The organism is Flavobacterium sinopsychrotolerans, assembly GCF_900110375.1.
GTDB lineage: Bacteria > Bacteroidota > Bacteroidia > Flavobacteriales > Flavobacteriaceae > Flavobacterium > Flavobacterium sinopsychrotolerans.
In genome coordinates, this window is the sequence record NZ_FODN01000010.1 from 21,088 (window position 1) to 47,256 (window position 26,169).

The 26,169-nt window shown below is 35.0% G+C and carries 18 protein-coding genes and 3 pseudogenes; 5 read left to right on the top strand and 16 right to left on the bottom strand.

Going from position 1 to position 26,169, the window contains the following annotated elements; genetic code table 11:
• Positions 1 to 476: 476 nt before the first annotated feature.
• Positions 477 to 835 (top strand): annotated as a pseudogene (locus tag BMX64_RS14765) (hypothetical protein); the annotation flags it as partial.
• A gap of 44 nt (positions 836 to 879) precedes the next feature.
• On the opposite strand, the gene BMX64_RS14770 reads toward BMX64_RS14765, so the two are convergent.
• The 3 genes from BMX64_RS14770 to BMX64_RS14780 form a co-directional block, all read right to left on the bottom strand.
• Entirely contained in the window at positions 880 to 4,890 is a 4,011-nt protein-coding gene (locus tag BMX64_RS14770) for a T9SS type B sorting domain-containing protein (protein ID WP_091173979.1), read from the bottom strand.
• 30 nt (positions 4,891 to 4,920) lie between these two features.
• Positions 4,921 to 5,697: a hypothetical protein gene (locus tag BMX64_RS14775; protein ID WP_143056084.1), complete on the bottom strand. Its 777-nt coding sequence runs from the start codon at positions 5,695 to 5,697 to the stop codon at positions 4,921 to 4,923.
• Positions 5,698 to 5,912: 215 nt separating this feature from the next.
• Complete coding sequence (locus tag BMX64_RS14780) at positions 5,913 to 6,128, bottom strand: hypothetical protein (RefSeq protein ID WP_091173987.1); 216 nt, start codon at positions 6,126 to 6,128, stop codon at positions 5,913 to 5,915.
• Between the two features lie 359 nt (positions 6,129 to 6,487).
• Here BMX64_RS14780 and BMX64_RS14785 point away from each other — a divergent pair, with 359 nt between their 5' ends.
• Positions 6,488 to 6,664 (top strand): histone H1, encoded by a 177-nt coding sequence (locus BMX64_RS14785; RefSeq protein WP_091173991.1) that lies wholly within the window; start codon positions 6,488 to 6,490, stop codon positions 6,662 to 6,664.
• A 514-nt stretch (positions 6,665 to 7,178) separates the two neighbouring features.
• Here BMX64_RS14785 and BMX64_RS14790 read toward each other — a convergent pair.
• From BMX64_RS14790 to BMX64_RS14800, 3 genes are all read right to left on the bottom strand, one after another.
• Positions 7,179 to 7,688: a hypothetical protein gene (locus BMX64_RS14790; RefSeq protein ID WP_091173994.1), complete on the bottom strand. Its 510-nt coding sequence runs from the start codon at positions 7,686 to 7,688 to the stop codon at positions 7,179 to 7,181.
• A 577-nt stretch (positions 7,689 to 8,265) separates the two neighbouring features.
• On the bottom strand, positions 8,266 to 8,793 hold the full coding sequence (locus BMX64_RS14795) for a MepB family protein (protein WP_091173997.1): 528 nt from the start codon (positions 8,791 to 8,793) through the stop codon (positions 8,266 to 8,268).
• Between the two features lie 236 nt (positions 8,794 to 9,029).
• On the bottom strand, positions 9,030 to 9,488 hold the full coding sequence (locus BMX64_RS14800; RefSeq protein WP_091173999.1) for a tungsten formylmethanofuran dehydrogenase: 459 nt from the start codon (positions 9,486 to 9,488) through the stop codon (positions 9,030 to 9,032).
• A 1,245-nt stretch (positions 9,489 to 10,733) separates the two neighbouring features.
• On the opposite strand from BMX64_RS14800, the gene BMX64_RS14805 reads away from it, so the two are divergent.
• Positions 10,734 to 10,997 carry a hypothetical protein gene (locus BMX64_RS14805; protein ID WP_091174003.1) on the top strand — a complete coding sequence of 88 codons (264 nt, stop codon included), beginning with the start codon at positions 10,734 to 10,736 and terminating at the stop codon, positions 10,995 to 10,997.
• 548 nt (positions 10,998 to 11,545) lie between these two features.
• Here the strand turns inward: BMX64_RS14805 and BMX64_RS15935 are convergent.
• From BMX64_RS15935 to BMX64_RS14815, 3 genes are all read right to left on the bottom strand, one after another.
• Positions 11,546 to 11,674 (bottom strand): hypothetical protein, encoded by a 129-nt coding sequence (locus BMX64_RS15935; protein WP_262987369.1) that lies wholly within the window; start codon positions 11,672 to 11,674, stop codon positions 11,546 to 11,548.
• Between the two features lie 67 nt (positions 11,675 to 11,741).
• Entirely contained in the window at positions 11,742 to 11,975 is a 234-nt protein-coding gene (locus tag BMX64_RS14810) for a transposase (RefSeq protein ID WP_091174008.1), read from the bottom strand.
• A 223-nt stretch (positions 11,976 to 12,198) separates the two neighbouring features.
• The gene (locus BMX64_RS14815) at positions 12,199 to 13,038 is read right to left on the bottom strand and encodes an MBL fold metallo-hydrolase (RefSeq protein ID WP_091174012.1); all 840 of its coding nucleotides are present in this window, start codon (positions 13,036 to 13,038) and stop codon (positions 12,199 to 12,201) included.
• 216 nt (positions 13,039 to 13,254) lie between these two features.
• Between BMX64_RS14815 and BMX64_RS14820 the strand changes: the two genes are divergently transcribed.
• Positions 13,255 to 14,109, top strand: a complete 855-nt coding sequence (locus tag BMX64_RS14820) for an AraC family transcriptional regulator (protein ID WP_091174016.1) — start codon at positions 13,255 to 13,257, stop codon at positions 14,107 to 14,109.
• 498 nt (positions 14,110 to 14,607) lie between these two features.
• Here BMX64_RS14820 and BMX64_RS14825 read toward each other — a convergent pair.
• The 5 genes and pseudogenes from BMX64_RS14825 to BMX64_RS14845 all read right to left on the bottom strand — a co-directional run.
• A pseudogene (locus BMX64_RS14825) lies at positions 14,608 to 14,892 on the bottom strand (IS1182 family transposase); the annotation flags it as partial.
• Positions 14,893 to 15,240: 348 nt separating this feature from the next.
• Positions 15,241 to 15,615 carry a nuclear transport factor 2 family protein gene (locus tag BMX64_RS14830; protein ID WP_091174024.1) on the bottom strand — a complete coding sequence of 125 codons (375 nt, stop codon included), beginning with the start codon at positions 15,613 to 15,615 and terminating at the stop codon, positions 15,241 to 15,243.
• Positions 15,616 to 16,001: 386 nt separating this feature from the next.
• A complete protein-coding gene (locus BMX64_RS14835; protein ID WP_091174028.1) occupies positions 16,002 to 21,080 on the bottom strand; it encodes a PAS domain-containing protein in 5,079 nt (1,692 codons plus the stop codon).
• A gap of 257 nt (positions 21,081 to 21,337) precedes the next feature.
• Positions 21,338 to 22,075 carry a BlaB/IND/MUS family subclass B1 metallo-beta-lactamase gene (gene bla, locus BMX64_RS14840; protein ID WP_091174032.1) on the bottom strand — a complete coding sequence of 246 codons (738 nt, stop codon included), beginning with the start codon at positions 22,073 to 22,075 and terminating at the stop codon, positions 21,338 to 21,340.
• A 117-nt stretch (positions 22,076 to 22,192) separates the two neighbouring features.
• Positions 22,193 to 23,686, bottom strand: a complete 1,494-nt coding sequence (locus BMX64_RS14845; protein WP_091174036.1) for a serine hydrolase domain-containing protein — start codon at positions 23,684 to 23,686, stop codon at positions 22,193 to 22,195.
• 333 nt (positions 23,687 to 24,019) lie between these two features.
• Between BMX64_RS14845 and BMX64_RS16015 the strand changes: the two are divergent.
• A pseudogene (locus BMX64_RS16015) lies at positions 24,020 to 24,262 on the top strand (transposase); the annotation flags it as partial.
• A 245-nt stretch (positions 24,263 to 24,507) separates the two neighbouring features.
• Here BMX64_RS16015 and BMX64_RS14855 read toward each other — a convergent pair.
• Together BMX64_RS14855 and BMX64_RS14860 are read right to left on the bottom strand one after the other, a co-directional pair.
• A complete protein-coding gene (locus tag BMX64_RS14855) occupies positions 24,508 to 25,407 on the bottom strand; it encodes an alpha/beta hydrolase family protein (protein WP_091174040.1) in 900 nt (299 codons plus the stop codon).
• 400 nt (positions 25,408 to 25,807) lie between these two features.
• On the bottom strand, positions 25,808 to 26,169 hold a 362-nt coding region (locus tag BMX64_RS14860; RefSeq protein ID WP_143056085.1), incomplete at its 5' end, for a DinB family protein.

A 26,169-nucleotide genomic window follows, 5' to 3' on the forward strand; every position in this document is an offset into this window, starting at 1 on the left:
GGCACTCGAAGATCAAACAAAGTAATAAGCAGACAGAGATTGCCAAGAATCCTCACCTATACTAGTAAAAGTAACGGTTTCATTATCCGTAGCCAATCCATGCATTATCCATGCATTATCCATACACTATCTATGCTTTATCCATACACTGACCAAACTGACCCGTCCTGAAATAACTATACAAGTTTTTAAATAAATCCTATTATAGCTATACAAGTATAATCCTTAATCCTGAACTTACTATACAACGGGTTTTTCATAGATACATTTTTTATTGTAATTCTTCCATTTTGACATGGGCAAAGTAGTCATTATAGGCCTTTTTGGGCCTTTATGAACACTAGTTCTTTGATTTTCAATAAAATAGTCAAATCTTTATACTATAGATCCGCTTTTAGATGCATCAAAATTGGTTTTAGAAGGTTTGAAAAAATGTACCTAACATTTTACACATTAACATTATAATAAATAAAATTATGGCCCAGCAAAAAGGTATAATTAAATTGAGAGGTACTATCTGGGATATTACTTTTACAAGACTAAAGATGGTCACATGGCTAGAGAAAAAGGCGGTGTTGACGCCAAACGAATTGCTAATGATCATGCTTTTCAACGTACACGGGGAAATGGTTCTGAATTTGGACGAGCAGGTAAGGCTGGCAAAACCTTGCGAGCTTCGATAAGAACCTTACTTTTAAACTCTTCTGACAGTAGAATGGTCAGCCGCCTGACCCAGAGCATGATTAAAGTGATTCAAGCTGACATGACCAGTGTACAAGGTTTGCGAAACGTTATTAATGGAGAAGCTGAATTATTAGTCGGTTTTGAATTAAATGATTACAAATAGCTTAGAATTCTATTAAATGGAGCACTAATGAACTACCGTTTCAAAGCAAAATGCCCTTTGATAATTCTACCATCTTCTAATTGTATTGAATACCAATAATCCGTTGCTGGCATTTGTTGCCCATTAAATGTTCCATTCCAGCCTTCGCCTACCGGACTGATTTGTTTAATTAATTTCCCATAGCGGTCAAAAATTTGGATGATCGTTTTTAGATTGAGTGTTTCATTTGCGCCTTTAAGATTCCAAGTATCATTGAAACCGTCGCCGTTTGGCGTGAAATAATTTGGTATTCCCAATACGGCTACTTCTTTTGGAACTACACCACAACCGTTCAAATCCTTAACAAAAACCGTATGGATTCCTGCAGGAACATTACCGAAAGTGTTTTCCGTTTGGTACGTGCTAAATTCCTCATCCAGCGCATATACATAATCTCCGGCACCCGACACCGAAATAGTGATACTATTGGAATCTGCTAAATCTACAATGTTAATTTCTGTTATTTTGGCTATATCTGAGGCCATAACCGTAATGGTTCTTGTTCTGGAACAACCTTGTGCATTGGAAACTTCCACGGTATATATACCTGCTTTATTGACGGTTAGGGTGTAATTATTCTCGCCTGCAATGGGATTTCCATTAAAGAACCAAGCATAGCTATAATTAGCAATCGGGCTACCATCTTGAATTCCTGCATCAATTACTTTTGTAAATGTAGATAGGTTGCTGCACACCAATTCGTCTCCCAGTAAATTAATGTTGGGAACAGGATTTACAACAAATGGAAGTATTACTGCTGCAGCACAAGAATTGTTTAATGGATTAATTACTTCTACTCTTATATTTTGTGTTCCTGTAACAAACGGATTAGGTAACGGACTCGAAAGCGGATTGTTATTTACATCAAAATAATGAACCGTCATTCCGGTTTGCCCATTTAGTATCGTGTTTTGGAAGGTTGAAGTGTCAAAAGCATATTTTCCATCCTGCAAATTAGGATCTGTTTCATCATCGCAGATCGTAGTCAACGATGTTGGAACTGGAAATGCTTCCGGCAAATCGGAAACTATAAATTGTATCGTTGAATCAAAAGAACAGGCTTTTGGGGTGCTATTCGTTACGACCACTTTTAACGTTTGCGAAGCCGTTGTAAACGGATTTGGTAAAGGGCTGGGTAATGAATTATTGTTTTGGTCAAAATAAGCAACGGTAACATTGGTTAATCCGTTTAACACGTTAGTTTGTAGTCCTGAAGTATCAAAAGCATATACCCCATCCTGATTGTCGTCACAATGACTTTCAATAACAGGTTTTACGACTGGAATTGCTTCTACATTGAGTGTGATATGACTTCCTAAGCCCAAACAATCATTATTCAATCTGCTATCTACACGAATGTATACGTTTTGGGTATTTGGATAACCGATGTTTCTATAATTTGAAATATCGGAGATGGCCTCTTTTTCGGCGAGAGCATCGACTAAATTTCTATAATAAGTAATGTCTAATTGCTGTCCAATGGGGAAAATATTCTGAATTTGATTGGTCAAATTACTAAAATCAAATGAACTGATTCCATCGGTATTCGTGCCCGAAATTGCATCATCGCATTGCGTAAAAGTTTGTGTAAAATTTAAAGGAATTTGCGTGGTCGAAACAATGAGATTCAGTTGTGCAATTCTATAACAACCATTGCTGTTGGCAACTCTCACATACACTTTGTCTACACTTACAATTTGATTGGTGTAACTTGTAACATTTTCTATTGGATTGGTATTGTTTTGAGCGTCAGTTTGCGTTGTATAAAAAGAAATGGTTTCTGATGACGCATTATTTGTTATTTTAGAAATCCCTTCTTCTAAGTTAAAAACACTAAAACCATCAGTATTATCATCACATTGTTTTAAATCGACACCATTGGTAATTATCGGTAAAGCCAACACCTGAATTGTAAACGATGTTGTTGCCGAACAACTCGCATTGTCTTTATTAACCATTTTCACGTATATCGTTTCTAAAGGATTTGTATTTTGGTAGGTTGTAGGAATGAATATAGGTTGGGTTAATGCTGCATCTTTAAAGTAAGAAAGTGAAAATTGGGTAGCCGATTGTCCGTTTAAAACTGTGGATGCTCTTTGTGTTAAATCGAAAATTACACGTCCATCGGTATCTGTACCAACACTTGTATTGTCACAAACAGTGAGATTTAGAATGTTTATGGCTAAACTCGGCAATGGCGAATCAAAAACATCAATACTAAAGCTTGTGGTGCTTTTGCAAGTTGTATTCACCTTGTTAGAAACTTCAGCAATAATGGTTTGTTGCTGATAGGGAATTGTGTTTATGTAATTGCTAGGAGCCGCAATAGCTACATTATTGGTGTAATCCGTAGCATTGGCAAAATAGTTTATACTATATGAATTTGGATCCTGACCGTTTAGAATTGCCGGGTTTTGAGTTGTTAAATCAAAATTAGATGAACCGTCATTATTATCGTCGCAAATTAGCATGTTTTGAGGAGCTGTTACTGTGGGAACTTGTGAAATAACAATATCTTTAGTTTTTGTCGTAGAACCTGCTACACCTGTCACTGTTACCGAAACTGTATAAGTTCCTGCAGTTGCGTAGGTATGTGTTGGATTTAAATCATTTGATGTATTCCCATCGCCAAAATCCCATGTGGCAGAAGTAATGGTTTCCGATGAATTTAATGTAAATTCAGTTGCAGTTCCCAGACACAATTTTTTTGCATCAAAAAATGCATCGAAAAAAGAGGTAATAAATGGAGGTAAACCCAAAATACGTTTTGTATTTGGGGCAAGTTTCTGTCCTTCTTTATCAAAATCACAACCTAATCCCAAAATATCTGGATTATTTATAACTGCCAAAGATTCAAAACTGTATGTGCAAAAATAAATCTTTCTATTTGGTGCTAATTGCAAAGCTCCAACACCATAACTACCCCCGAAAATTTCTGTTTTTGAATTAGGAATATCCATACTCAATAAATCAAATTGTGCCAACTGATAAGAATTACCTACCGAAGCATTAAAGCTCGCATAGAGAACATTAGAATTATTAGAAAACTCCACTCCATAGGCTTTAACATCAGAAAGAATTAATTTAGAGTTTAAAACAATACCAGTCGATGTATCAAAATCAAATGTATACAACGAGCCTTTATAATTATTATAAGGACTAGTTGCCGTATCAATTTGATCAAAAGCGGCTGCTAATTTTTTGCCGTTTGGAGATGCTTTTAGATACCCTATCGCATTTCTACGATATCCAAAGGTAGGAATACTGGGTAAAACAGCTGACTTTACTGGAGTAGTACTTACTCCGCTTGATGTTACTCTAAATGCGTAAAAATTATCTGTAAACTGTGTAATAACCCAATAACCATTTCCTGAAGCATCTTTTACAGCGGTCAATTTTTCTGAACACTTATATTTTATTTCTTCTCCTAAGAGATTGGTATCATAAGTAATCAGATGATTGTTTCTACTTACAATGTCTCCTGTACTACCATTACTACCTGTTTTGCTTAAATCAACAATCGAATAATTCAACCCATTATTCAATCCATCATCATTATCGGGTGTTTTACCACTATCCGTTTCCATGTAATTTCCGGAAAATGCATTAGGATATACAGCAGCATTCTCTTGGTGAGGCTCATCTAATGTGAAAATATAATATAGGTTTGGGCTTCCTGGTTTGGGAACTATTATAGCGGACTGAGTACTAGAAATATCTCCAAACAATCCAGTCCCATTTAGATAATCTCCATTTGGCATCACTACATGATTCTTGTCCCAAACGGTGCGGCCATCACTATAAAATAATAAATCTCCATTGCTATTAGCAATAGAAGCACAACCTTCACTTGTATTTAGTTTACCATCTCCTAATGAATTAACACTACCATCAGGATTGAATTTAAGTCCTGCATTTTGTCCAAAATACCAAACACTCGCTTCCTGTTGCGAGAAAGCGAGTGAGGTGTAAAGTGTCATTAAAAGAAATAGTTTGAATTTCATGGGTTTATTCTATCCTACTAAATATTAATCTTATGGCCATTGCACCGATACTATAAACTCTAGATTTATTTCCGGAAATGAGTAGGTTATCGTGCCGGGTTTGGCAGCAAGATAGGAAGAAAAACTAATGGTTTTATAATCCGGGGGACCATTTAATAAATCTTGTCCCAGTTGTCCATCTATATCGGCCAATCCAAATCGCAACGAAGCATTTGGGTTGATGAATAAATTTAAGGATGACAAATCCCAGGTTAAATCACCCTGATTTTCTTTGACCGTGGAACGACACCAAGAATTATTATTAAAATAGTCGCTAGAAAAAGGATTACTTTGTTGTTGTTTAACCAAACCAAAAGACACATCTGCCAAGCGGTTACTGTCCGTTGCAGCATATTCCGGATCCCAAGCAGTATTCATCTTGTAAAACGATTTCACTTGCAAGCCAGTAATCTTAATGGCATTGCCTCTGGTTACCGTAACCAAAACTGTTTTTGTCGTCTCTTCCTCTTTTTCATTTTTGACTTTTATCTTGATTGTTTTGGTACCCACAGTGTCAAAATTAAAATACAGTTCTTTTGAAGTTCCAAAATTTAAATCACTAAAATCAACCGGGTCGGAGCCATCTTTTGTTACCGCCATCCACTTCATTGTTTCATTGCTTGTAACCGTAACGGTAAAAGGTTCGTCGATGGTAACCGTTGTTTTTGATGGTGCTATTGCTGTGCTGAAAGTGCTTTGGTTTGTAGTATCGTCTGATGACGTGCACATGCAAAAAAGCAACGGAAGTAGATAGAGTAGGTTTTTCATTTTATTTATTTGATTCTTTTTTTATTGTTATAAATTAATTTATCTTATCTATTGAGAACCCATAAAACAATTTGGATCTTTATTTGTATAATTTTAGATCGTTTTATGCTTCAATACACTTAAATCTTTTTATTTGTGGACACGGAATGCAATTCTGCCTTTACTTTGTATTTAATAGAAAACACTCCATTTATTCAAAGGAAAACAGAGGTTAACTAACAATATCCCCAAGCGTCAAAGAGGCGTTTTTCTAACACTTGTCCAGTGTCGTTGGTTATAGCCAGAATACTGCCTTGGTAATCGCGGTGTAAATATAAATAATTTTGGGTTGTACCGTTACTTTTTAATACAATTGGGGCAGAGTAGCCGTCGCCGCCTATGTAGGTGACAAATTCAAAGATGCCCGTAATCCTATCCTCCTTTACCTCCATGGATCTGACATCAGGTATGGCTAGTCAAGTTTCCTTTTTGCGGGTCAAAAACGGTATTAATCCTCAAAAAGTAAAATATGGAATAGAGTTAAAAAACATTAAAGACAGCACAAAAAATATTACAGGGTGAATTAAAAATTACTTCAAGTTCAGAAAATAGAACTACTATAGAAATAGTATATTAATAAGCTATCATTATTAAACAACATTCCAATTTATAAATTTCCCTCAAAGTTCCCTCAATTTTTTTTGCTAAATGCACGGTTACCATGAAAAACACTACTAATTTTAACAGCAAATTAGTTATATCTAACAGGCAAAATTCTATTTTTGCGTCCTAATTTTAATAAAGCACTATCATGAAAGATTTAATCGAAAAAATCAACGCTGAATTCGAAACATTCAAAACAGAATCTGAATCACTAACGGATAAAGGTGTTAAAGCTGCTGGAGCGAGAGCTCGTAAATCAACTTTGGAGCTGGAAAAACTATTAAAAGAGTTTAGAAAAGTGTCAATAGAAGAATCAAAAAAATAAGTTCTTATTCAATGATTAGCCCTCTGGATTTCTGGAGGGTTTTTATTATCGGCTACTTTACCTAGCCAACATATTGCAGCATACCCTACTCTGTTGATATGTAAAGATACTCCCTACTCCAGAATCTATTCTATTGGCTCTTTCTTAGTTCTATTTTTTACGATGATTTGCCTCTATTATTCAACTGCTCTCCTTGCTGCTACGATTAATTTTGGATTAGTAAACTCGTAACCTATCCAATAGCTAAAGTCAGAAATTAAATATTTATGCCCATCGTAAAACGACAGGTTAAAAAATAGTTAATTTACTCATTATCATTAACTTAACACCTAATTAGTTGTATCTTTGAGTGTGGTTTTGATTAATCACTTGAGTAAAACTATCTGAAAGGAAAAGCTAATTCAAATAGTCATTTCATACTGAACGGTATGAGTTGATAAATGGTAAATCAGAATCTACAATCGGGGGCCCTTTAAAAAGGCCTCCTTTTTTTTAGGATTAATGTTTTCCCTTTTCATAACTTTTCTTCGTCAACAATTAGTTTCAAAGAGTTGATGTAATCTGTATCAAATTCAATCACTCTTATTTTATTTGGCTTAAAACTCATCTCCCCTTCAAATTGCCCTTCGGTTCCCAAAAAATCGATGACCATTTCTTCTTCATTTAATTCTATAAGTTTACCAAGATAAACTGCTTTATCAGACTTAGTTGCAATCTGAAAAATTTCATATTTATTGGCTAGAAAATTTATAATGGAAGACAAATCCTGTAGCGGAATTATTTCCTCGGCACTTGTTTTTAACCCTTTCAATTTAATAACCCTTTCCGTGAATTCATGATCTTTGTCCTGAATAATGGCCTTTACATTTTTGTTTTTCAAGATCGTGTAGCCATCAATAATAAAATCGACCGGATTATTTTTGAGTAAAATCCAATCTTCTGTCCAGTCAATCAGAAAACCACTAAAAATTTCTTTTTTGTCTTCAAATTCAATTGTAATTAATTGGCGTATGTATTTTTCCATTATTTATTTTTGTTTGAAGTACATTCTACTTCCAGCTTGATTTCACTCCAGTCCTCGGGATAAAAACTTTAAACGAACTTTATTTTGGTAACTAGAAAGTAAAGGTATGCACTTTGAACTATAATTCAAACTCTTTCGAATGCTTCCGATTTCATTTGGACACGTATCTACTACCATAAGCTATCGAAATGTAGCATACCATTTTTTGTCATTAATCGCGTTACAAACACAACGATTTACCCAGTAATTTAAGTAGATAATCGATGCCGTCAAGCACCAAAGAAAGTTGATATACCAGTGCCAGTTGAAACAATTTGTCTTTCAATTCTCTTATCGTCTTTACCTAATTCTATTTCGATTTCTCTTTTATCGAATTGTTTGTATTTTTATTGCAGCATGAAATTTTAAGAATTCAAATTTAGTTTGGGTTTAACTCCAGAGAACGACAGATCCTTTCATAAAAATAGGATCTGAAATTGGTTCCGTTCAGCAGGCGTTTCATTATTGGTTCCGCAAAGCCAAATTAAACCGTTTAAAAATTCATATCAATCAGCCAGTTAGCTAATTTCGTTTCTTTTTATAATAATTTTCTAATCAAATCAAGGTTCGTTTTAGCGTCTTTTTCAATTGTCAAAAAATATTTTGTCTGCCAACTTTGAGTTTTCACTGCTTGTTTATTTGTCGCAATGTCCCATGGAGGATACACTCTAATTCCGCGCTTTCCCTCTTTGCCGTTTTTTGTTATTATTCCATTTTCCGCCAAAACAGATTTTGGGAAAATAAATTGTCCAAAGTTGTCGCCACTTTTTGACGTAATAATTATAAAATCTATGTCGTCCGATGTATAAAACGGTTCTGTTATACCGAATTTGTTTCTCTTCCAAATTGTAACAAACTGACCTGTTTTTGTCGGTGTAATTTTAGATACCCGAAATTGAATTGTCTTTCCGTTTAGTTTAAATGAACAAGCTCCATATTCTGCATTCTCCAAATTCCATTTCAAGTTTATCAAATCAAAACCACACTTATCATAAACTAATTCTTTCACAACTTTCAGCTCACTATTGATTGAATTTAATGTTATTACTGTGTTTTCATCTGTCATTTTTTCCTGTATTTATATTGTCTGTTCATTTTTTTATTTGCCCTTCTTTCTCCGCTATACTCTGTCCCGTTTTACAGCTACAAGAAGGTCGTGATTGTGGAGACGAAAACTGTCTGACGACACCAAACTTGATACGAAGCGCAACGAATTGTTTAACCAATGTACTGCCGATTTCTTGCAGGTGCTGTTACAAGCTTTATTTGTTTCTTGGAATTTTAAAGATATTCTTGGAATTGTTATTTTTCACAAAGTGCTTTTAACTTATCGAGTGCTTTTGGGTAGGTCTGGTTCATATACTCTAAAAAATCTTCATTGGTGTCTAAGTCAACCGTAACGGTTGTAGTTCCATTGTTTTCGTTGAACGTATAATTTTCAAATCCGTTGGCCCATTTTTCCACTTCTGTTCCTTCTGTAATTTCCTTTTCCGCTTTAATAATACCATAATGTTGAATCGAAACAAATCGGTTGGGAATGTTTTCAGCTATCTTGGAAACCATACCTCCCTTTTCTCCTTTCTCATCTACTCCAATAAACAGTATTTTATTACCCTTATCCCAGCTTCCTTCATAGGTAGATGTGGGGTTAAACAATGAAGTCCATTGCTCATACGTTGATTTACTTTTGATGCCAAGCATAAAATCATAAATCTTGTTCGCAGGTGCATTAATGCTTACTTTGAATTGTACCTTTTTCATACTATTACTATTTGTTTTGATTACGCTTTTGAGTTGCTATTCCATTATACTTAGCCGTTCGTTTCACATAACCTCTAACCAGTCTATCATTCTAGCAAAATCAGACCTATCACTCTATTTTTGGGAATTATGTCTAATTATAGTTCCTCTAAAAATCTCCAAACGAACTTTATTTTGGTAACTAGAAAGTAAAGATATGCACTTTGAACTATAATTCAAACTCTTTCCAGCAGCCTTCGAATAGCTGCGGACGTCAAGAACAAAGCACCAATAGCTGTCCAAGTGTAAAATACATTTTCTTATCATTACCCGCGTTGCAAACGCTACGCTTTATCTTTAAATTTAAGTAGGTACTCGTCGCAGACGAGCACCAAAGAATGTTGCCAAACGAGCTCCAGTGGGGAGGTACGGTAAAAAAAAGATGTTTTTAAGATATTAATTCGGAGAGAAATCTTGCTTTACTCTTCCTAAAAACTTTCTTTCTAAAGTCAGAGACTTTTATCCTATTTAGAATTTATAAGAAATAGAAAAAAATGCACGAAGTCAAAGACGTTCGCGCAGCATTTCATAAGAACACTTCAAAGAGCGGGGCGTATGTATTTTTTCCATTATTTATTTTACTCTTGGAGAGCAGAATTTTTATCTGTGAAAGTTCGGTTTATCTGTAATGTCCCGACATGAAATACCTAAACAGATTATTAAATAAATCCTATTATAGATAGACAAATATAATCCTTAATCCTGAACTTACTATACAACTCCTTTTTCATGGTTATTTTTTTTAAAAAATCTTCCATCTTTTCTTCAAGTTCTCTTATTGTAAATGAGGTTGACGTGGGGTTATATAATTCACATCAATACATTATACTGCTCTTACTACGATTTACAATCCAAAGGTTGAATTCAAGAAATACAATTTACTGCTATCCAAAACACACATGTTAATTAATAGTTAAAACGTTTATTTACAATTGTTTACTATTTATTATTTGTATCTTTGAGAGTGGTTTTGATTAATCACTTGAGTAAAACTATCTGAAAAGAAAAGCTAATTCAAATAGTCATTTCATACTAATTGGTATGAGTTGATAAATGGTAAATCAGAATCTACAATCGGAGGCCCTTTAAAAAGGCCTCCTTTTTTTGTTTTATTCTAATTGTAAAGCTATTAATAACACACTGTAAATCAATTATTTAAAAATCCTAATTATTTTCTTATCTTTAAGGAAACTTAAAACCTTATTTATGTCAAATAAATCTAATTTTATAAAAAAAATAATTGAGTTACTTTCTGAAAAAAACGCAAGTCAAAAAGAAATAATAGCCGAGGAGATCATTAATATATTCGCAAAAGCTAAAAACAAGGAATGTTATACGGAGGCATTAAAAACAGAATCTATTGAAAAACTTAGCTATTTCATCAAAGATTTTCTACTCCATGATAATGCATTAACGAGAGAAAGCTTAGCTACCTCTACTCAATCTGAATGTACTTTTATCGAAGACTGATCTATCCTGTAAATAGTATTCTTTCTGTTGCAGTCGGTTTCTATAAAGTACCTTTTTACTTTTTAGAACTTCATTTTTAGCATCTTATCCAAGGTTTAGACCATAAGTTTTTATTACTAATTTCTATTCCTATTTTTTAGAAGCAAGATTCATTTTCTTATCATTACTTATTTATTTCTCCAGCAGCAACCGGAACCCGCTTGAATGGGTGGGTATTTCACTGTTTCGAAACTACAATACACACAACAATCGCCTTCTAACAGTCATACTTTTGTTTTACAATTTTCACATTCATAGAAAACTGGATATGCAGTCAAAAACTGCACAGTAAGGTAAGCTACATTTTTGTAATTAATTTGATTGTTAAATTCTTCAATAGTTGCCTAATTCAAAGCAGAATGCCTTCTTTTTCTGTTGTACTAAACTTCAATGTATTGCTACGCCTGTTCGTTATCGCTCGGGTCTTGAATTTTTATAACCTAAACTCTGGAGTTCCAATGTTATTCTAGGACTTCCATACCGTTGCTTGGATTCAAAATAACTCGATGTTATTTGTTATTGTATGGCATTTTTTCGTTGCAACCTACTGGTAATTTCTTGTTTTTTCCAACGGTAATAACTTCCACTACTAACCAATAGAACCTTGCACATTTTTTCAATCGGAAATAGTTGTTCATTGTTTTTAATGAAACTATAAATCATACACCGCTCTTGGAAAAAATGCCTATTGCTTTTTTTAATATATTACACTCCAACTCTGCCTCTTTGAGTTTTTTCTTGCTCGGGAATTAGTTTTAAATTTCCTTTTCCAGAAAAACTTCCTTCTCCAAACTCTTCGAACTCTTTGCGCCATTTAAACAACTGTGGGGCAGTTACTCCTAACTCTCCGGCAAGTTCGGATATGTTTGTTCTCTCATAACTCAATTGGACTACTTTCTCTTTAAAAGCTTTGTAATAAATTTTGAGCACTTGTTTCATAGGTTTAAATTAAGATTTATTTCTTAACTTTCTATCATGGCTAAGTTATCATCTCCAGTTGCGATTACTTTTCAGTAGCCTCGTGGGAAGAATCAATCTGAAATAAAAATTGAAAAAACTTGAACATATAACAAAAGAAGCTTCTAGCACTTTTTTTAAGTGTATCAGCTTCTTTTAAGCAATTATAACCTGAAAATAATGATTTTTAATCTTTTAATTTAGATTAAAGCGATAAATTTATGATTTCTCCATCTTTGGGAATTAAAAGTTTATCCGTTCCAATTTTGAATTCATCAGCCTTCTGACGTAAAGAACTCCTAGTTGTTCGGCAATGGTCTAACGCATCCATATGTACTGCTATTACTTTCGCCTTACCACTATGACTCACCAAAGCCATTGTTTGCATTTCATCCATAATAATTGGCAGATGTTCATACCCCTTGATAAGTGCTCCACCAGAATTAACTATAATGTAGTCCGGTTTGAACTTTTCAATAGTCTTTTTGATACCATCAGTCCAGATTGCGTCACCAACAATATAAAGTGTTGGTTGGTTCTTGGCCTCTAGCACAAAGCCCGAAGTTTTGCCCATTAACTTCAATACTTCGCCGCTTCCATGTTCCGCTTCTATCCTATGAATGGTGATACCATTCCACAGTTTGTTGTCTTCCAAAACATTTGCGTTGATAAAACCCTCCTTCTGAAAGAAATCCTTATCTGCAGGCTGGTTTATAAGTTCTATGGACTTATCCAAAATTTTACTCGCGACCTTATCAAAATGGTCATCGTGTGTATGTGTCACTATAACCAGATCAAGTTCTTTGACAATATCATTTAAAGGCATTTTTAAGTCAACTGTAGGGTTTGTCTGGATCCCGGCCCAGGATTCGATAGCTCCTTTCGGCGACAGCATTGGATCGACCAAGATCTTTTTCCCATTATACTCAATAAGTAATGTAGCGTTTCTGACCAACTGAAGATGTGGTTTATTGCTTAGATTTTTTTGTGCGAACGACACGGTAGAGCAAAGTGTTAACACCACTCCTAAAAGTATTTTTCTCATAATTTAAATATTTATTTTTAGATAATATCATTTGCTCCTTCATTAGGATTAAGCATAATGATTTATTTTTACAAAGGTCAGAACATTCGAATAGTTGCAGCCTATCAATGACTACTTAATTACTACCATTTTGATAACTAAAAATATTTTTCGATTATTTGTAATGCTGATTAAACGTATTATCTTTAGTAACTTTGGTGACTAAAAGTAAAGACCTTGAAAACAATTAAGTTTCATAAAACGGAGTGCGGAGTTGATTTTTTGTTAAATGTATTGTCAGAGAAAGATGTTGATTACACTTATAGAGATACATTCAATACAGACTATTTTGAAGTTTTATTTTTCAAAAAGGCGAAGGGTACACTGATTTTAAACCAGCAAAAAATAGAATTAAATGACGGTTCCGTTATCTTTATTTCACCTCATCAAAATCGTAAATGGGAATTAGATACTAACGCTCTTGAGGTTACCACATTGGTCTTTCAAGAAGCTTTTTTAAATGATTTTTTCGCAGATAAACTGTTTACTTACAGGTTACAGTATTTTTATCAGCTGGTTCATCCATTACAAATGACTATCGATACGAATGAAATGCTTAAATACTGTGGCTTACTGACCGAAATAAAAACCGAGTTATTGAATAGTAAGTCTGATAGCGTTCATATTATTCGCTCATTAGTATACTATCTGCTTCAAACGCTCAACCGCCGTTATTCGCAGCAACATACACTGGCCGTAACAAACACACCGCATAATTTTGCATTCGTTTTCAAAAATTTGATGGAAATTAACATTAAGGATAAACAGCGTATTGCTGATTATGCCGAAATGATGGGTGTCAGCAGGATTTCGCTTAACAAAGCTGTCAAAGCTCAGTTTAACACTACAGCTACTCAACTGCTAAAGCAACGGTTACTTTTTGAAATTCAGAACTCTCTGCTTCACTCCAATAAAACAATTAACGAGATAGCCTATGAACTTAATTTTCCGGAACCGAACCATCTCATGAGATTCTTCAAGACCCAAACCAATCAGACCACGACAGAATTTATTAACAGTATGAAGAAATAACGATCATCCTTTAGAAAATGAGTTCGTCGGTAAAATATCGTTGAATGTGCGGATTTTGATAACAATCCACTAGACTTATAGAATTCTCTTATCGTTTTTTGCAATGGCAGACAAGTTGTTTACAACAATCATAAATAACTGTAATACAACTAAATAGAAACGTATTCGTGCCATAAAATGGCTTTATTATTATTTCACTACTATTTAGTTTTTTATTACAAATCATCAAGCGAACTTTTTAATTGTTGTATCCTTTTGGTGGAGCAAAAGCTATTTACTTACAGCCAGATTTTCTATAAATAACTCTCTCCACAACTCACTTCTTAAATTCAATGTCATACTTTATTTTTCTACTCATAAAATACCCTAAATAAGTGTCAAACTTATGGGGGCAATCATCTGTCTCAGCATCTTTTCATATTCTAACCTAAAATTGCTACAATACCTTCTCAGACGTGAAATCTTTAGGTGATCTTCCTCTAATTTATTTTCCAGAATATCGCCGTCTTTTTTGGCTAAAGCGGAGTTGTATTCTTCTAGTTTGGCATCGATGTAAGCAATGTGCCGCTCAATTTTATTGGGATTGAAATTGTTTTTTTTAGAGTTTTGCGCTTTAAGTTGGGTGCTGTCACCAGCCACCAAACTACCACCAATGAGTTCAAAATGCGTGGCTAGTTTAACTGTTGCCCGAAAAACGCGCGCAATGGCTTTAGGGTTGTCTTTGCGGAAACTGGCAATGGTAGTGTGGTCCGGAACCAAACCTTTCGGGTCATTAAGCCAGATTTCGTTGTCTTGCGCAATGGCATCATCAATCGACGAGGCAAATAGCGGGAGTTGGTTTCTGGTAGTTCCGTCGATGAGTTTTATGCTTAAATCTACGTAAAACCATGGAGTTACTTAAATTATTTGAGAGAATTTCAATACAGTTTAACTAAGAGAAAGAAAAGAGGTTAATAAGAAGTTTGACGGTTTCGGGCTTGGCGTAGGTGGCGATTTTCACCACAAATGTTGATGCGGAGAACCAAACTTTGATTAAGCACAAATGTGTCTGTGAAACATTGAACCGTCACTTTTGCCAAACCCGTGTTAGCGGTTCGGGCTTATTTTTCTTTAAGATTATTTTCCATTTTTCTACTCGTCAAAATTGTCAAAGTAAGTAAAATCCTTTGTTATTACTCCATTTTCAATTGTCAAAATGGTGCAAATTGGCAACTCAAATTTTGAACTGTCAGGTGCTGTTCCACTTGAAACAAACTCTACAATTATATGCTTGTCGCCCGAAGGATAAATTTGAATAACTTGGTCGTGAAGGTCTGGGAAAACTTTGTTTAATTCCGAATACTTGTCAATAATCTGTTGTCTTGTCTGCTTTACTATTCCTTGTCCTAATGAAGGGTCTTTAAAGTCCGAAATTGCTGAATACATATTTGCCATTTTTGTCCATTCGTGATTGTTAAAATGTTCAAAATACTGTTTTACTACTTTTTCATTATCTGTTGTTGTCATACTTTTATTATTTTGATTGTTACACGAAATTAATGTAAATGCTGCAAAAAATAATATTGTTAAAAGTTTCATTTTTTTGTCGTTTATAATTGTTTTATGTCTTGTTCTTTGTTTGTAGTTACTGTGTCGTCATAGCCTGAACGCTAACCTTCGGATACGGCATCTCGTTTGGGACTAAATTAAGTCCTATTTTCGGATTTCCCCGATCGTCCCATATACAAAACCAACTTTCCTCCCGATACTTCGGGAAAGCCAATTGCCCAAATCCGTTGTTGTAGCGGTTATCGGTTCGTGCTTCTATTTATGTGATGCTGTGTCGTTGCAAACGTAAACAATTGTCTCAACTGTCGGATGCGTTGGCTTGCAAATGCATTTTTAGGTATTACTTATTGTGCTAAATTTGTTCCTAAATAATTATTTTTACTTTTTATTAATTCCATTATTTTACTGTATAATAAGCCCTCGTTAATAGGTTTGGAAATATAATCATCCATTCCAAAGTCTTTACATTTAGAAACATCTATAGTAGTTACATCTGCTGTTAATGCGATAATTGGAATGTGAGATTTCAATGTTTTACGTATGTATTCTGTTGCCTCAAAACCGTTCATTTCAGGCATCTGCATATCCATCAAAATAATATCGTAAGTATTGGTTTGCATTTTTTCTACTGCCAATTTTCCATTGCCTACGATTTCGTATTCAAATCCAAAATCATTTAAAATAATTTTGATTAGTAATTGATTTAATGCAACATCTTCGGCAACTAATACCCGCAGGGTTTTAATTTCTGAATTCAGGGTTGGTATTTGTATTTTTTCTTTTGATTTTATATTTGTTTTTCCAAAAGGCAGAATAAAACTAAATGTTGAACCTTCACCAAGCTTACTACTTAAGCTAATACTCCCTCCTTGTTCTTCTATTAACTGTTTGACAATAGCAAGCCCCAGCCCTGTTCCACCATAAGAATTAGATGTACTGAGTTCGGCCTGTTCAAAAAGATTAAAAATTGAATTTATTTTGTTAGCAGCAATACCAATTCCGGTGTCGGTAACGGTAAATTCAATGTTCACATTTTCTTCGTCTTCGTGCAGTAATTTGACGCTTTGTATAATTTTTCCTTTATGTGTAAATTTGACGGCATTGCTTATAAGATTTAAAATAATCTGATTTAATCTTACCGAGTCGCCCAATAGTATTGATGGTATTTTGCTGTCGTATTCTTTTATCAGTTTTAAATTCTTTTCTTTTATTTTCAGGTCAAAGGAATATAGTATTGCTTCTATTGATTTGCGAATTTCAAATGGCTGTTTAACAAATGTCATTTTGCCGGCATCTACTTTTGCCAGATCAAGTATGTCGTTTATAAGTAGGTTTAAAGAGTGGCCACTTGTTATTACAGCTTGTAAAAATTCTTTTTGTTCTGCATCTAATTTAGTTTTCAATAACACATTTGCAAATCCTAAAATAGAATTTAACGGAGTTCGAATTTCGTGGCTCATGTTAGATAAAAACTGTTGTTTGAACTTAACAGCATTTTCTGCAAATACCTTTGCTTCCCTCAATTTATCTTCTGTTTTTTTTCTATCAATAAGGTCTGACGCCCGCCTTGCCAGCACATCAAATAATTGTAGCTTTCTTTCAGAAGGTTGGTGCGGCTCTCGCCAATGCGTGGATATCATTCCTATTAAATCTCCACTGCGGGAAATAAGGGGCGTTGATTGCATTGCCCTAATGCCTGATAACTGATAATAATTCAGGCCTCCTGTTTTTGCTGTCAGTTCCTCTTTTTCAAGATCACTAACAATAGACCGTTCACCATTGCTCATTGCTACACTGCAAACGCTTTTTGAATCGGTGTTAATCCATTTCCAATGCGCTGCCGATTCCGGATGAAATCCTTTGTATGCCAATAGTTCCAATTGTTTTTTTTCAGGATGATACAGTTGAATGCTTGCCATATCAGAATGCACCAGTGCGATAGCTGCATCTACAAGCTGTTCATACAACAGGTCAATATTTTCTTCATGTATTATTTGTGTGCTGAAGGTTTGTAGTATTTGTGAATCGGCTAAATCTAAGGCGAGTTGCTTCTCGCTTTCTGCTATTTTTTCTTCTGCTGCCTTTTGTTCTGTGATGTTCCGGAAAAGTACCGCTATCCTGTTACTACTCTCCAGACCGTGACGGAAAGCGGAATTTTGAAACCATTGGTTACCAAGTCCTTTAACGAAATGTTCTACCTGCACAGGTACTCCTGTTTTAACTACGCGTCCATACTGTTCGAGCCAGACCGCCTCTACCTCAGGCACAAATTCGCTGATTCGTTTGCCTTTCATCTCTACGGTTGCGTGTTTCAAAAAAGCTGGATTTGTCTCTACATAGATCCAATCAATTGGCTCTCCTTTTTCATCAAATAACAATTCAATAATGCAAAAAGCGTCTTGTATGGAATTAAACAACGAACGGTATTTTTCTTCGGATTCTTGCAATTGCATTTTAGTAGTTTGCTCTGCTGTTACATCATGGAACATAACCACCGCACCGACTATTGTACCATCTTGACTACGGATTGGGCCTGCGTTGAAAGAGCATGGAATTTTCTGACCACTTAAGTGTACTATTTCCAGTACCTCCTCAATTACCACTTTTCCTTTCATTAAAGCTTTAGATCCGGGCCATTCCTCTGACTCTATAGGTTTGCCGTCAAGGTGAAAACCTGCATAGACCTGGCTATATTTTGAGGCTTCAGTCTCGTGTGCAGGACGACCCCATAATACATCGAACATGGTATTACTGAACTGGATATCCCCTTGGGTGCCCGTGATGGCAATAGCTAAGGGAGCTTGTTCCAAAACCGCACGGAGCTGCTCTTCCGTTTTTCTTAATTCGTACTCTCCTTTAGCTCTTTCTACTGCTGCCCAGGTGCGTTCGGTCACTTCTTCTATCAGTGTGACCTCATTCAAAGTCCAGTGGCGCGGACTTGCTGAAACTACCACAATCGACCATAGTGGGTTGGCCTCACCATGGCGCAATGTGGCAGCTACCAAGGCACACATTCCAAGGGCACCTAGGTTTTGTCTGTCAGTATCTGATAGGTCCTCTGCCTTCGTTATGTCGTCAATCACCAGCGTGCGGTCAAAGGCAACCCGCAAAGCATCTGGAAAATCGGACAGGCGTAGGCTGGCTGGCACTGGAGGCACCCGTTCGTTTCCTACTTGATAGGGGAACACGCCACGGTCTTCAGCCAGTTGGTAAACTCCAATGTAACAGCGGTCGAGCTTTAGATGCCCAGAAAGCATTTGCAGTGCACGGTTTGCTATAGCATCAACATTTGATTCTTCCCGTAACGTGTCAGAAAACCGAAGCAGGAAAGCTTGCCGCTCTTCACTATCTTCAATTTTTTTCCGGGCAGTTACCTGCGCGGTAATATCTGTAGCCATGACGGTAACCCCTGTTACTTTTCGGGTATCATCAAAAATTGGCTGATAGACAAAGTCAAAATAAATGTCAACAGTGACGCCATTTTTTATAACTTCGGCTTTTTCTTCGCTGTTATAATAAGTTTCACCGGTTTCAAATACCCGCTGCAGCAATTTTGGAAAAGGCTGGTCTTTTATTTCAGGTACTACTTCCAGTAAAGGTTTTCCGATAATAGCTGCTGTTCTTCCCCAAGACTTAAATAAAGGTTCATTGGCGAAGGTTATTATCATTTCAGGATAACTTTCCAGAATCATAAATATATTTGGCGAATGCAGCAGTACATTTTTAAACCGCTTTTCACTTTCTTTTACATTTATATTTAACTGGGTTTGTATCGTTACATCGGTTGCTATATTTAATATGGCGTATACTTTGCCTTCACCATCAAATAGAGGAGCATAATCAATATCATAAAACTCATGTCGAAGTAATCCATTTCTAATAACACTTACGGGATCAGCAAAGCTGTGGTAACTTTTACCCGTAATAAATATATCATCTAATATTTTTAAATAAGGTTGCCCAACTAGTTCTGGCATTATCGCAGTAAATTTCTTCCCTTCAATGTCATTACCTTTACCAATGAGATCTATATATTTCTGGTTGGCACTTTCCAAAATTAAATCTCTTCCCATAAGCAGGCCTATACCAATTGGGGCAGCACCAATAAGCGATTTGTATTTTACTTCACTTTCCTCAATTTTTTTTCGAATTAATACCTGTTCGGTAACTTCATGCGCAATAGTAATTACGCTAGAAATTGTTCCGTCTGCTTCAAAGGAAGGCTGACAAGTTAGATTAAAATAATGCTCTTCTATAATACCATGGCGATTTAACAGGACAAGGATTTCATTAGCAGATATGGACTTGCCTGTTGCGTATACAGAATCCAACATTTGAGGAAAAGGCTGGTCTTTTAGTTCGGGTAATACTTCAAGAAGCGTTTTTTCTTCTACATCATTACCTTTCCCCCAAAAATCTTTCATAAGATCATTGGCATGGGTAATTACCATATCTTTTCCTTTCATTATTGAAAAAGCAAAAGGCGACTGCATTAAAATTCTGTTATATCGCTTCTCACTTTCTTCAATTATTATTCTTGCTTCAACCTGCTTTGTAATATCATATGCCATTACCATTACGCCATATATTTCTTTAGATTCATTTTTTAACGCTTCCAAAGAAAAATTAAAATAGCTCTGTTTGGGGATACCATTATTGTCAGAGTCAATCATGGCGGCATATTCGCTAGCGGTAAATGTTTCTCCGGTTATATAAACATTATCAAATATCTCAAAAGAGCCTGTACCTTCCAATTCAGGAAATACTTCACGAAAACGTTTACCTAGAAAATCTTTTTCTGTACGATTATTCTGTTTTTGATACGCCTGGTTTGCCATGATAAACCTGTGTTGGGGTCCATCAAAAACAGCAATGGCGGCAGGTGCTTGCAATAAAATATTTTGAAGCTGTTCCTCGTTTGCTTTGATCTTTTTCTTTGCAATCACTTCGTTCGTTACTTCAATTGCAATTATAGTGACCCCCAAAATAGTATCATCTGTTTCGCGATATGGTTGATAAACAAAATTAAAATACAAATCCTCCATTTTACCGTTGCGCTTCACTCGTGCAGGTGCTTCTTTCGCCACGTAAGGATTGCCTGTGCTATAAACATTATGAAGAAGGGCTGGAAATTCCTGATCTTTTATCTCGGGTAAAATTTCAATCAATGGCTTGCCTTCTATTTCATTTCCTTTCCCCCACATTTGTTTAATACTGTCGTTAGCAATAGCAACCACCATGTCTTTTCCTTTTAATACGGCAAAGGCAAATGGTGATTGCATGAGCATCTTGTTATACCGCTTTTCGCTATCTTCAATTATTTTTCTTAAATTTTGCTCTTCATTACCCTTCATTAATAAAATTTCATTTTCTTTAACTTCTGTTTTTGCAGTAGCTTTCTTTTTAACTGAAGTTGCTTTCATATCAATGAAGTATTTTGAGATTATTTAAAATCATTCTGTTTCTGTCTGTATGGTTGTGCATTGTCACAATAGAATTACAACCAACATCAGTTAGTCTATAAACCTCCAGACAAACTATATTTTTCTATTCATATAGTAAATATACATGATTTAAACTATAGTTCTTTTTCTTTTTAACGACCTCGACTTCCGTTCAGCACAGCTTTCATTGCTCGTGCTGCGTACTCAACGAAAGCTTAGCTGTTAGCGGTAGCTGTTTATTTTCGATTTTTCCTTTTTAGTTCATTTGCCATCTCAATTGAATGTTTCAACGAGTTTATATTATTCCAATTGTGATGTGACACAATTATATATTTTGGGTCAGGATATTTTTTCTGAACATTTTTAAGAGTTGTTTCATATTCAAAAGCATTTCCCTCTCCCAAATACCCTAAATTTTCGGCTTCCGCACCTTTTATCAAACAGCCTCCATAAAGAACTTTCTCTTTGTTAAACCACAAAACGATATTGTCTTCCGTATGCCCCTGTCCTGGATAATAAGTTTCAAATGAATATTGTCCAATATTAAAAATGGTATCTTTTTCAATTAAATATTTAGCTCTTTTTTTGTTATTCTTTTTACTTAAATCATCTGTTAATTTAGTTGTGTATGTCTTAATTCCCTTTTGCTTGTAGTATTCAAGCCCATCAGTTCTGTCACTATGCCAATGAGTTGCTATGCAAATTGTTACATCTTTATAGTGTTTCAATTTGATACTGTCAAGCAACGGTTGAAATTGTGTCGTATCCCACGGTGTGTCAAACAGGGCAACGCCATTCTCGGTAACAAGATACATCCCATTAGCAGGTATTTTGCTTCCTTCGTAGGTATTGTATGTTGTATAGATATAAAAGTCGCCTGTTAAGTGTGAGATTTTAAGTTTAGGTTCATTCGTCTGTCCAAAAATATTTGTCAGCGAAAAAAAGAAAGCTATTATTAATACTATTTTCTTCATTCAGTCTTTGTAAATTAATTTCTATTGGTGTCGGTTTTATAAAATTACCGCTAAAAGTTAGGGTTTCGTTGCGGCTGCAAGCCGAACAATGAAACCCTAACTGTTGTAGGCAGTTTTTTACTCTTCTACTTTTTTTAATATATTTTCATTGTTCCAGTTCAGAGCCGTAATTTTTCCCATTGAATCTTTTACAAAAAGAAATTCACTATTTTTTTCGGTAATAAAAAAATTATTTTCATTTGTAAAATGAATTTTCCACATACAAGTTCCCCAATACTGATTATCATTAATACTAAGGTAAATATCTTTTTCTTTTTTAATTATTGACCATATAAAATCGCCACTTCCATATTTCCCTATATAAGATTTTAAATCTTCTTCTTTAATGTAAATTTCTTTTTTAACATCAGGCGTATAAGCATTCTTCCAATCATATGTTAATGCAACACTTCTAATAATTTCATCAAATAGGTCAGTATTGTATGTGTTTGTCATAACTACAACACCGTTACCACCTTCAAGAGTTCCTATATATTGGCTTACAAAACCTTCATCTACACCACCATGCTCGAAATTTTTAACTCCATTTTTATTAATTATGAATACCCCTAAAGCTGATTTATTATCAATGAAAGGCGTAAGTCTTAGTTTTGTCATATCTTTTGAAAGAACCTTTTGGGATTTTCCTTTTAAAGAAAGTTGAGTTTCGATTACATATTTCGCTAAATCAGTTGGATTTGTCCAAAGACCAGCAGCTGCTTGCTCTGGGTAAATATGGTATTTTCCTTCTACGGTTTTTCCATCATTGTAATATCCCGTAGCTAATAAATTCTGTATGGTTGCTGTTGGAGGTTGTGTGTAAGAACTATTAGTCATTCCCATTGGCTTCAGTACATTCTCCCACATATATTCATCATAAGATTTCCCTGTTACATCCTCAATAATTAGTTGTGAAATGGTGGTTCCACCGCCAGAATATTCATATTTGATAGACGGCTCATACATTGAACGAATAGCTTCTGAATTAGCAGGTTTTTGACCATTTAGTATTTGTTTAATAGATGGTATTTTCTCTCCTTTTTTGTAACCATAAAAGCCATGTACACTAATCCCGCCAGTATGGCTTAATAAATTGGCAATTGTAATTTTTTTGCCTTTGGACAATGAATCGTAGGGAAATTTCCATGATTTTAAGTAGGTGTTTATATCCGCATTAAGATTCAATTTTCCTTCTTGAAGCAATTTTAATACTCCAACTGCATTTAGAGATTTACTATTTGAACCTGCTTGAAATAAAGTTTTAGTTGTTACAGGTTTTTGCTCTAAACTGTCAGCCCATCCATAACCTTTTGCCCAATCAATTTTATAGTCTTTAATTACTGCAATGCTAACACCATTGGCATGGTAAAATTTCATTCTTTCCTCTAATGTCCACATTTGGGGATTATTTTCAATTTGTATCCAGCCTGAAAGATTTTTTTCAACTTGTTTAATTTTTGACTGAATTTCTGTGGAATATTTTTTTGAAGATTGTCCATACAAGAAACTTACTGATGTACAGAAAAATAAAAGAATAATTACTGATTTATAAATTTTGATGTTAAAAGGCATTTTTTTTCTGTTAGATAGTTTTGATTATGTTTCGTCATTCGGTAAAATTGCTTACAACTTGTATATATATCTGATAGCGTCAGTATTTATTGTTTTGCTAATGTATAGTTTTTTTATTACAAATTATCAAAACAAATAAATACACCTCATCTCAGCATCTTTCTACCTCTTCCTCCTACTCTTCCAATTACCATTTTTATCACATCACTCCTAAGCTCATAAATCTTCGATAAAAGGTAAAGACCTGAAAATCATACTACACTTAGCTCTATTCTTATCTACCATTCTGAGCTTTCAGGTTAAGTACCACACGAAAGGATTCGGGCGATAGCTGTGGAATATTTGGGGAAGTACACCCATAAAATAGCCATTAGCAACCAGAGAATCAAGAGTATTGACAATGAAAACGTGATTTTTGAGTACAAGGATTATCGAACGGCGGGAGTTAAAAACAAATGACATTGACGCATCAGCTGTAAAACGGGCAATTTACATCGGATAGCAATTTTTGACCAGCGCGGTCCGCCTTCGTGGTTTCTTGGCGGAAGCCAAAGTTCTTGTTCCTGTGAAAGTTGATTTTATGGGTAAGGTCAAGTATGCCCAATAGTGAAGGAAAACACGAGGAAACCAAGCTTAAAACCACTCCAAAAAAAAGAGGACACCAAATCCTCTTGACATTCTCTCTCAAAATTTTACGATAACTCCATAAGTCTTGACGGCATGTAATCGGTTCTCCCGAAAAAGCGGGACAGGCTGTTCAACACAGGCTTCATTGTTGGCTTTTCAAGCCAAACGAAGCCTTAGCTGTTGTAGGCAGTGCTTTATTTTGATACTTTAGACTTCTTAATGTTAAAAGTTTTCTGCTTTATCCATTGAATTGAAATATCAACAGGTACTCTATCATTGTCAAAAGCAGTATTGTGTCCTAATTTAGAAAACAAAGTATATTCGAAAGGTTTACCTTGAGCTTTCAATGTATTTAATTGCTCCATACACCACTTTACTGGAATCTGTATATCTTTCTCACCAAAAAGCCAAATTCCCGGAATTGAAAGAGTATTCAGAGAATTTTTTGGGTCAGTCGCAACGAATTGATACCTGTCTGGGTCATTTTTAGTATGTTCACGAGCATCTGATTCTGTATGATTTTCCCAAAAATTATTGTTGCCATTAGTATAAAACTGAAATCGAAGTTGTTCTAGCGTTGTAATTGTAGGGCAACTAAATAAAACCATAAATTCTATTTGTGGATTTTTGCTTGCAGCAATTGGGATTATCCATCCTGCTTGACTGAAGCCAACTAATCCAATTGGTATTTTTTTATCTTTCAAATAGGTTCGCAATATTTTTACTGCCTCATTTGCGTCGCTAGATAATAAATTAAGATTAGTAGTGTCAATATTATTCGTACCAACAGATGGTCCAACATATACACCACCAGATTCTCCAACTCCACGTTTGTCATATGTCAATACAGCAATACCTTCTTTAGCAAGACGTTTTGCGAACTCCATTTCTCTTTTTACTGGATCAGAACCATGAACAATTACAACTGCTGCAAATGGATTTTTAGGTTTTAAAATTGAGCCTGCAAGAGTGACGCCCTGACTTTCAAATTTTACATCTTGAATGATAAAGTCGGCCGATTGACAAAATACAGTTTCTGGTAAAGTTATGAATAATAACCAAAGAAATAAGTTAGAAAAAAAGCTAATGTTCATTTTGGTTTACTATAAAAAAATGTTTTGAATGGTCTGCGTTAGCATTGGCTACAACGTCAATTCGTCCAAAAACCTCCGTTTGATGCGTTTTCTGTTTAATTATAACGTAAATATAGGCGATTTAGATTACAATATTATTATTTTTATAAAAAAACGATTGGATTTGAAGCAATAAAAAAAGTCTGTAGAAAACTTTAAGATTTTATTTAAACTCTAATTCTATATTATGTTGTAAACACGAAAGGACTCGTATTAATAAGCATTTAATTAGACTTGTTTTGACCTCTTTGAGCGCACAGGTAAATACCTGCGCTAACGATTGAGGTATCTCAGCGCGGTCGGGATTTCATTGTTCGGCTTGCAGCCGCAACCAAACCCTAACTGTTGGGCGTTTGTGCTTTTATTTTTGCAAGTACCTTTCGCTAATTATATTTATATGATGCTTAACGTGTCCTATACTAATGTACCCTAATGCTCTTGCAGATATTTTATAAGTTATACCGTTACCTAAAAACATACTTTGCTTGTCTGAAAGATTTTCAAATAACGCCTTTGAATTATTCCTAACGGCAATAAATTCGTCAATCAAACTTTCGATAGTTCTGTCGCTAACATTAATATTTGCAGCGTACAGATTTTCGTCCATTCCGTGTAATGGCGTGTCTGCATCTCCTCTTGCACAAACAAAGGCTCTAAACGCAAAGGCTCTTTCAGTGTCAATAATATGCATTAAGACTTCTTTAACCGTCCATTTATCTTCTG

Excerpts from the sequence above, each read along its gene's own strand:
- BMX64_RS14770 (WP_091173979.1), bottom strand. The coding sequence starts at position 4,890 with ATGAAATTCAAACTATTTCTTTTAATGACACTTTACACCTCACTCGCT.
- BMX64_RS14775 (WP_143056084.1), bottom strand. The coding sequence starts at position 5,697 with ATGAAAAACCTACTCTATCTACTTCCGTTGCTTTTTTGCATGTGCACG.
- BMX64_RS14780 (WP_091173987.1), bottom strand. The coding sequence starts at position 6,128 with ATGGAGGTAAAGGAGGATAGGATTACGGGCATCTTTGAATTTGTCACC.
- BMX64_RS14785 (WP_091173991.1), top strand. The coding sequence starts at position 6,488 with ATGAAAGATTTAATCGAAAAAATCAACGCTGAATTCGAAACATTCAAA.
- BMX64_RS14790 (WP_091173994.1), bottom strand. The coding sequence starts at position 7,688 with ATGGAAAAATACATACGCCAATTAATTACAATTGAATTTGAAGACAAA.
- BMX64_RS14795 (WP_091173997.1), bottom strand. The coding sequence starts at position 8,793 with ATGACAGATGAAAACACAGTAATAACATTAAATTCAATCAATAGTGAG.
- BMX64_RS14800 (WP_091173999.1), bottom strand. The coding sequence starts at position 9,488 with ATGAAAAAGGTACAATTCAAAGTAAGCATTAATGCACCTGCGAACAAG.
- BMX64_RS14805 (WP_091174003.1), top strand. The coding sequence starts at position 10,734 with ATGTCAAATAAATCTAATTTTATAAAAAAAATAATTGAGTTACTTTCT.
- BMX64_RS15935 (WP_262987369.1), bottom strand. The coding sequence starts at position 11,674 with ATGAACAACTATTTCCGATTGAAAAAATGTGCAAGGTTCTATTGGTTA.
- BMX64_RS14810 (WP_091174008.1), bottom strand. The coding sequence starts at position 11,975 with ATGAAACAAGTGCTCAAAATTTATTACAAAGCTTTTAAAGAGAAAGTA.
- BMX64_RS14815 (WP_091174012.1), bottom strand. The coding sequence starts at position 13,038 with ATGAGAAAAATACTTTTAGGAGTGGTGTTAACACTTTGCTCTACCGTG.
- BMX64_RS14830 (WP_091174024.1), bottom strand. The coding sequence starts at position 15,615 with ATGACAACAACAGATAATGAAAAAGTAGTAAAACAGTATTTTGAACAT.
- BMX64_RS14835 (WP_091174028.1), bottom strand. The coding sequence starts at position 21,080 with ATGAAAGCAACTTCAGTTAAAAAGAAAGCTACTGCAAAAACAGAAGTT.
- bla (WP_091174032.1), bottom strand. The coding sequence starts at position 22,075 with ATGAAGAAAATAGTATTAATAATAGCTTTCTTTTTTTCGCTGACAAAT.
- BMX64_RS14845 (WP_091174036.1), bottom strand. The coding sequence starts at position 23,686 with ATGCCTTTTAACATCAAAATTTATAAATCAGTAATTATTCTTTTATTT.
- BMX64_RS14855 (WP_091174040.1), bottom strand. The coding sequence starts at position 25,407 with ATGAACATTAGCTTTTTTTCTAACTTATTTCTTTGGTTATTATTCATA.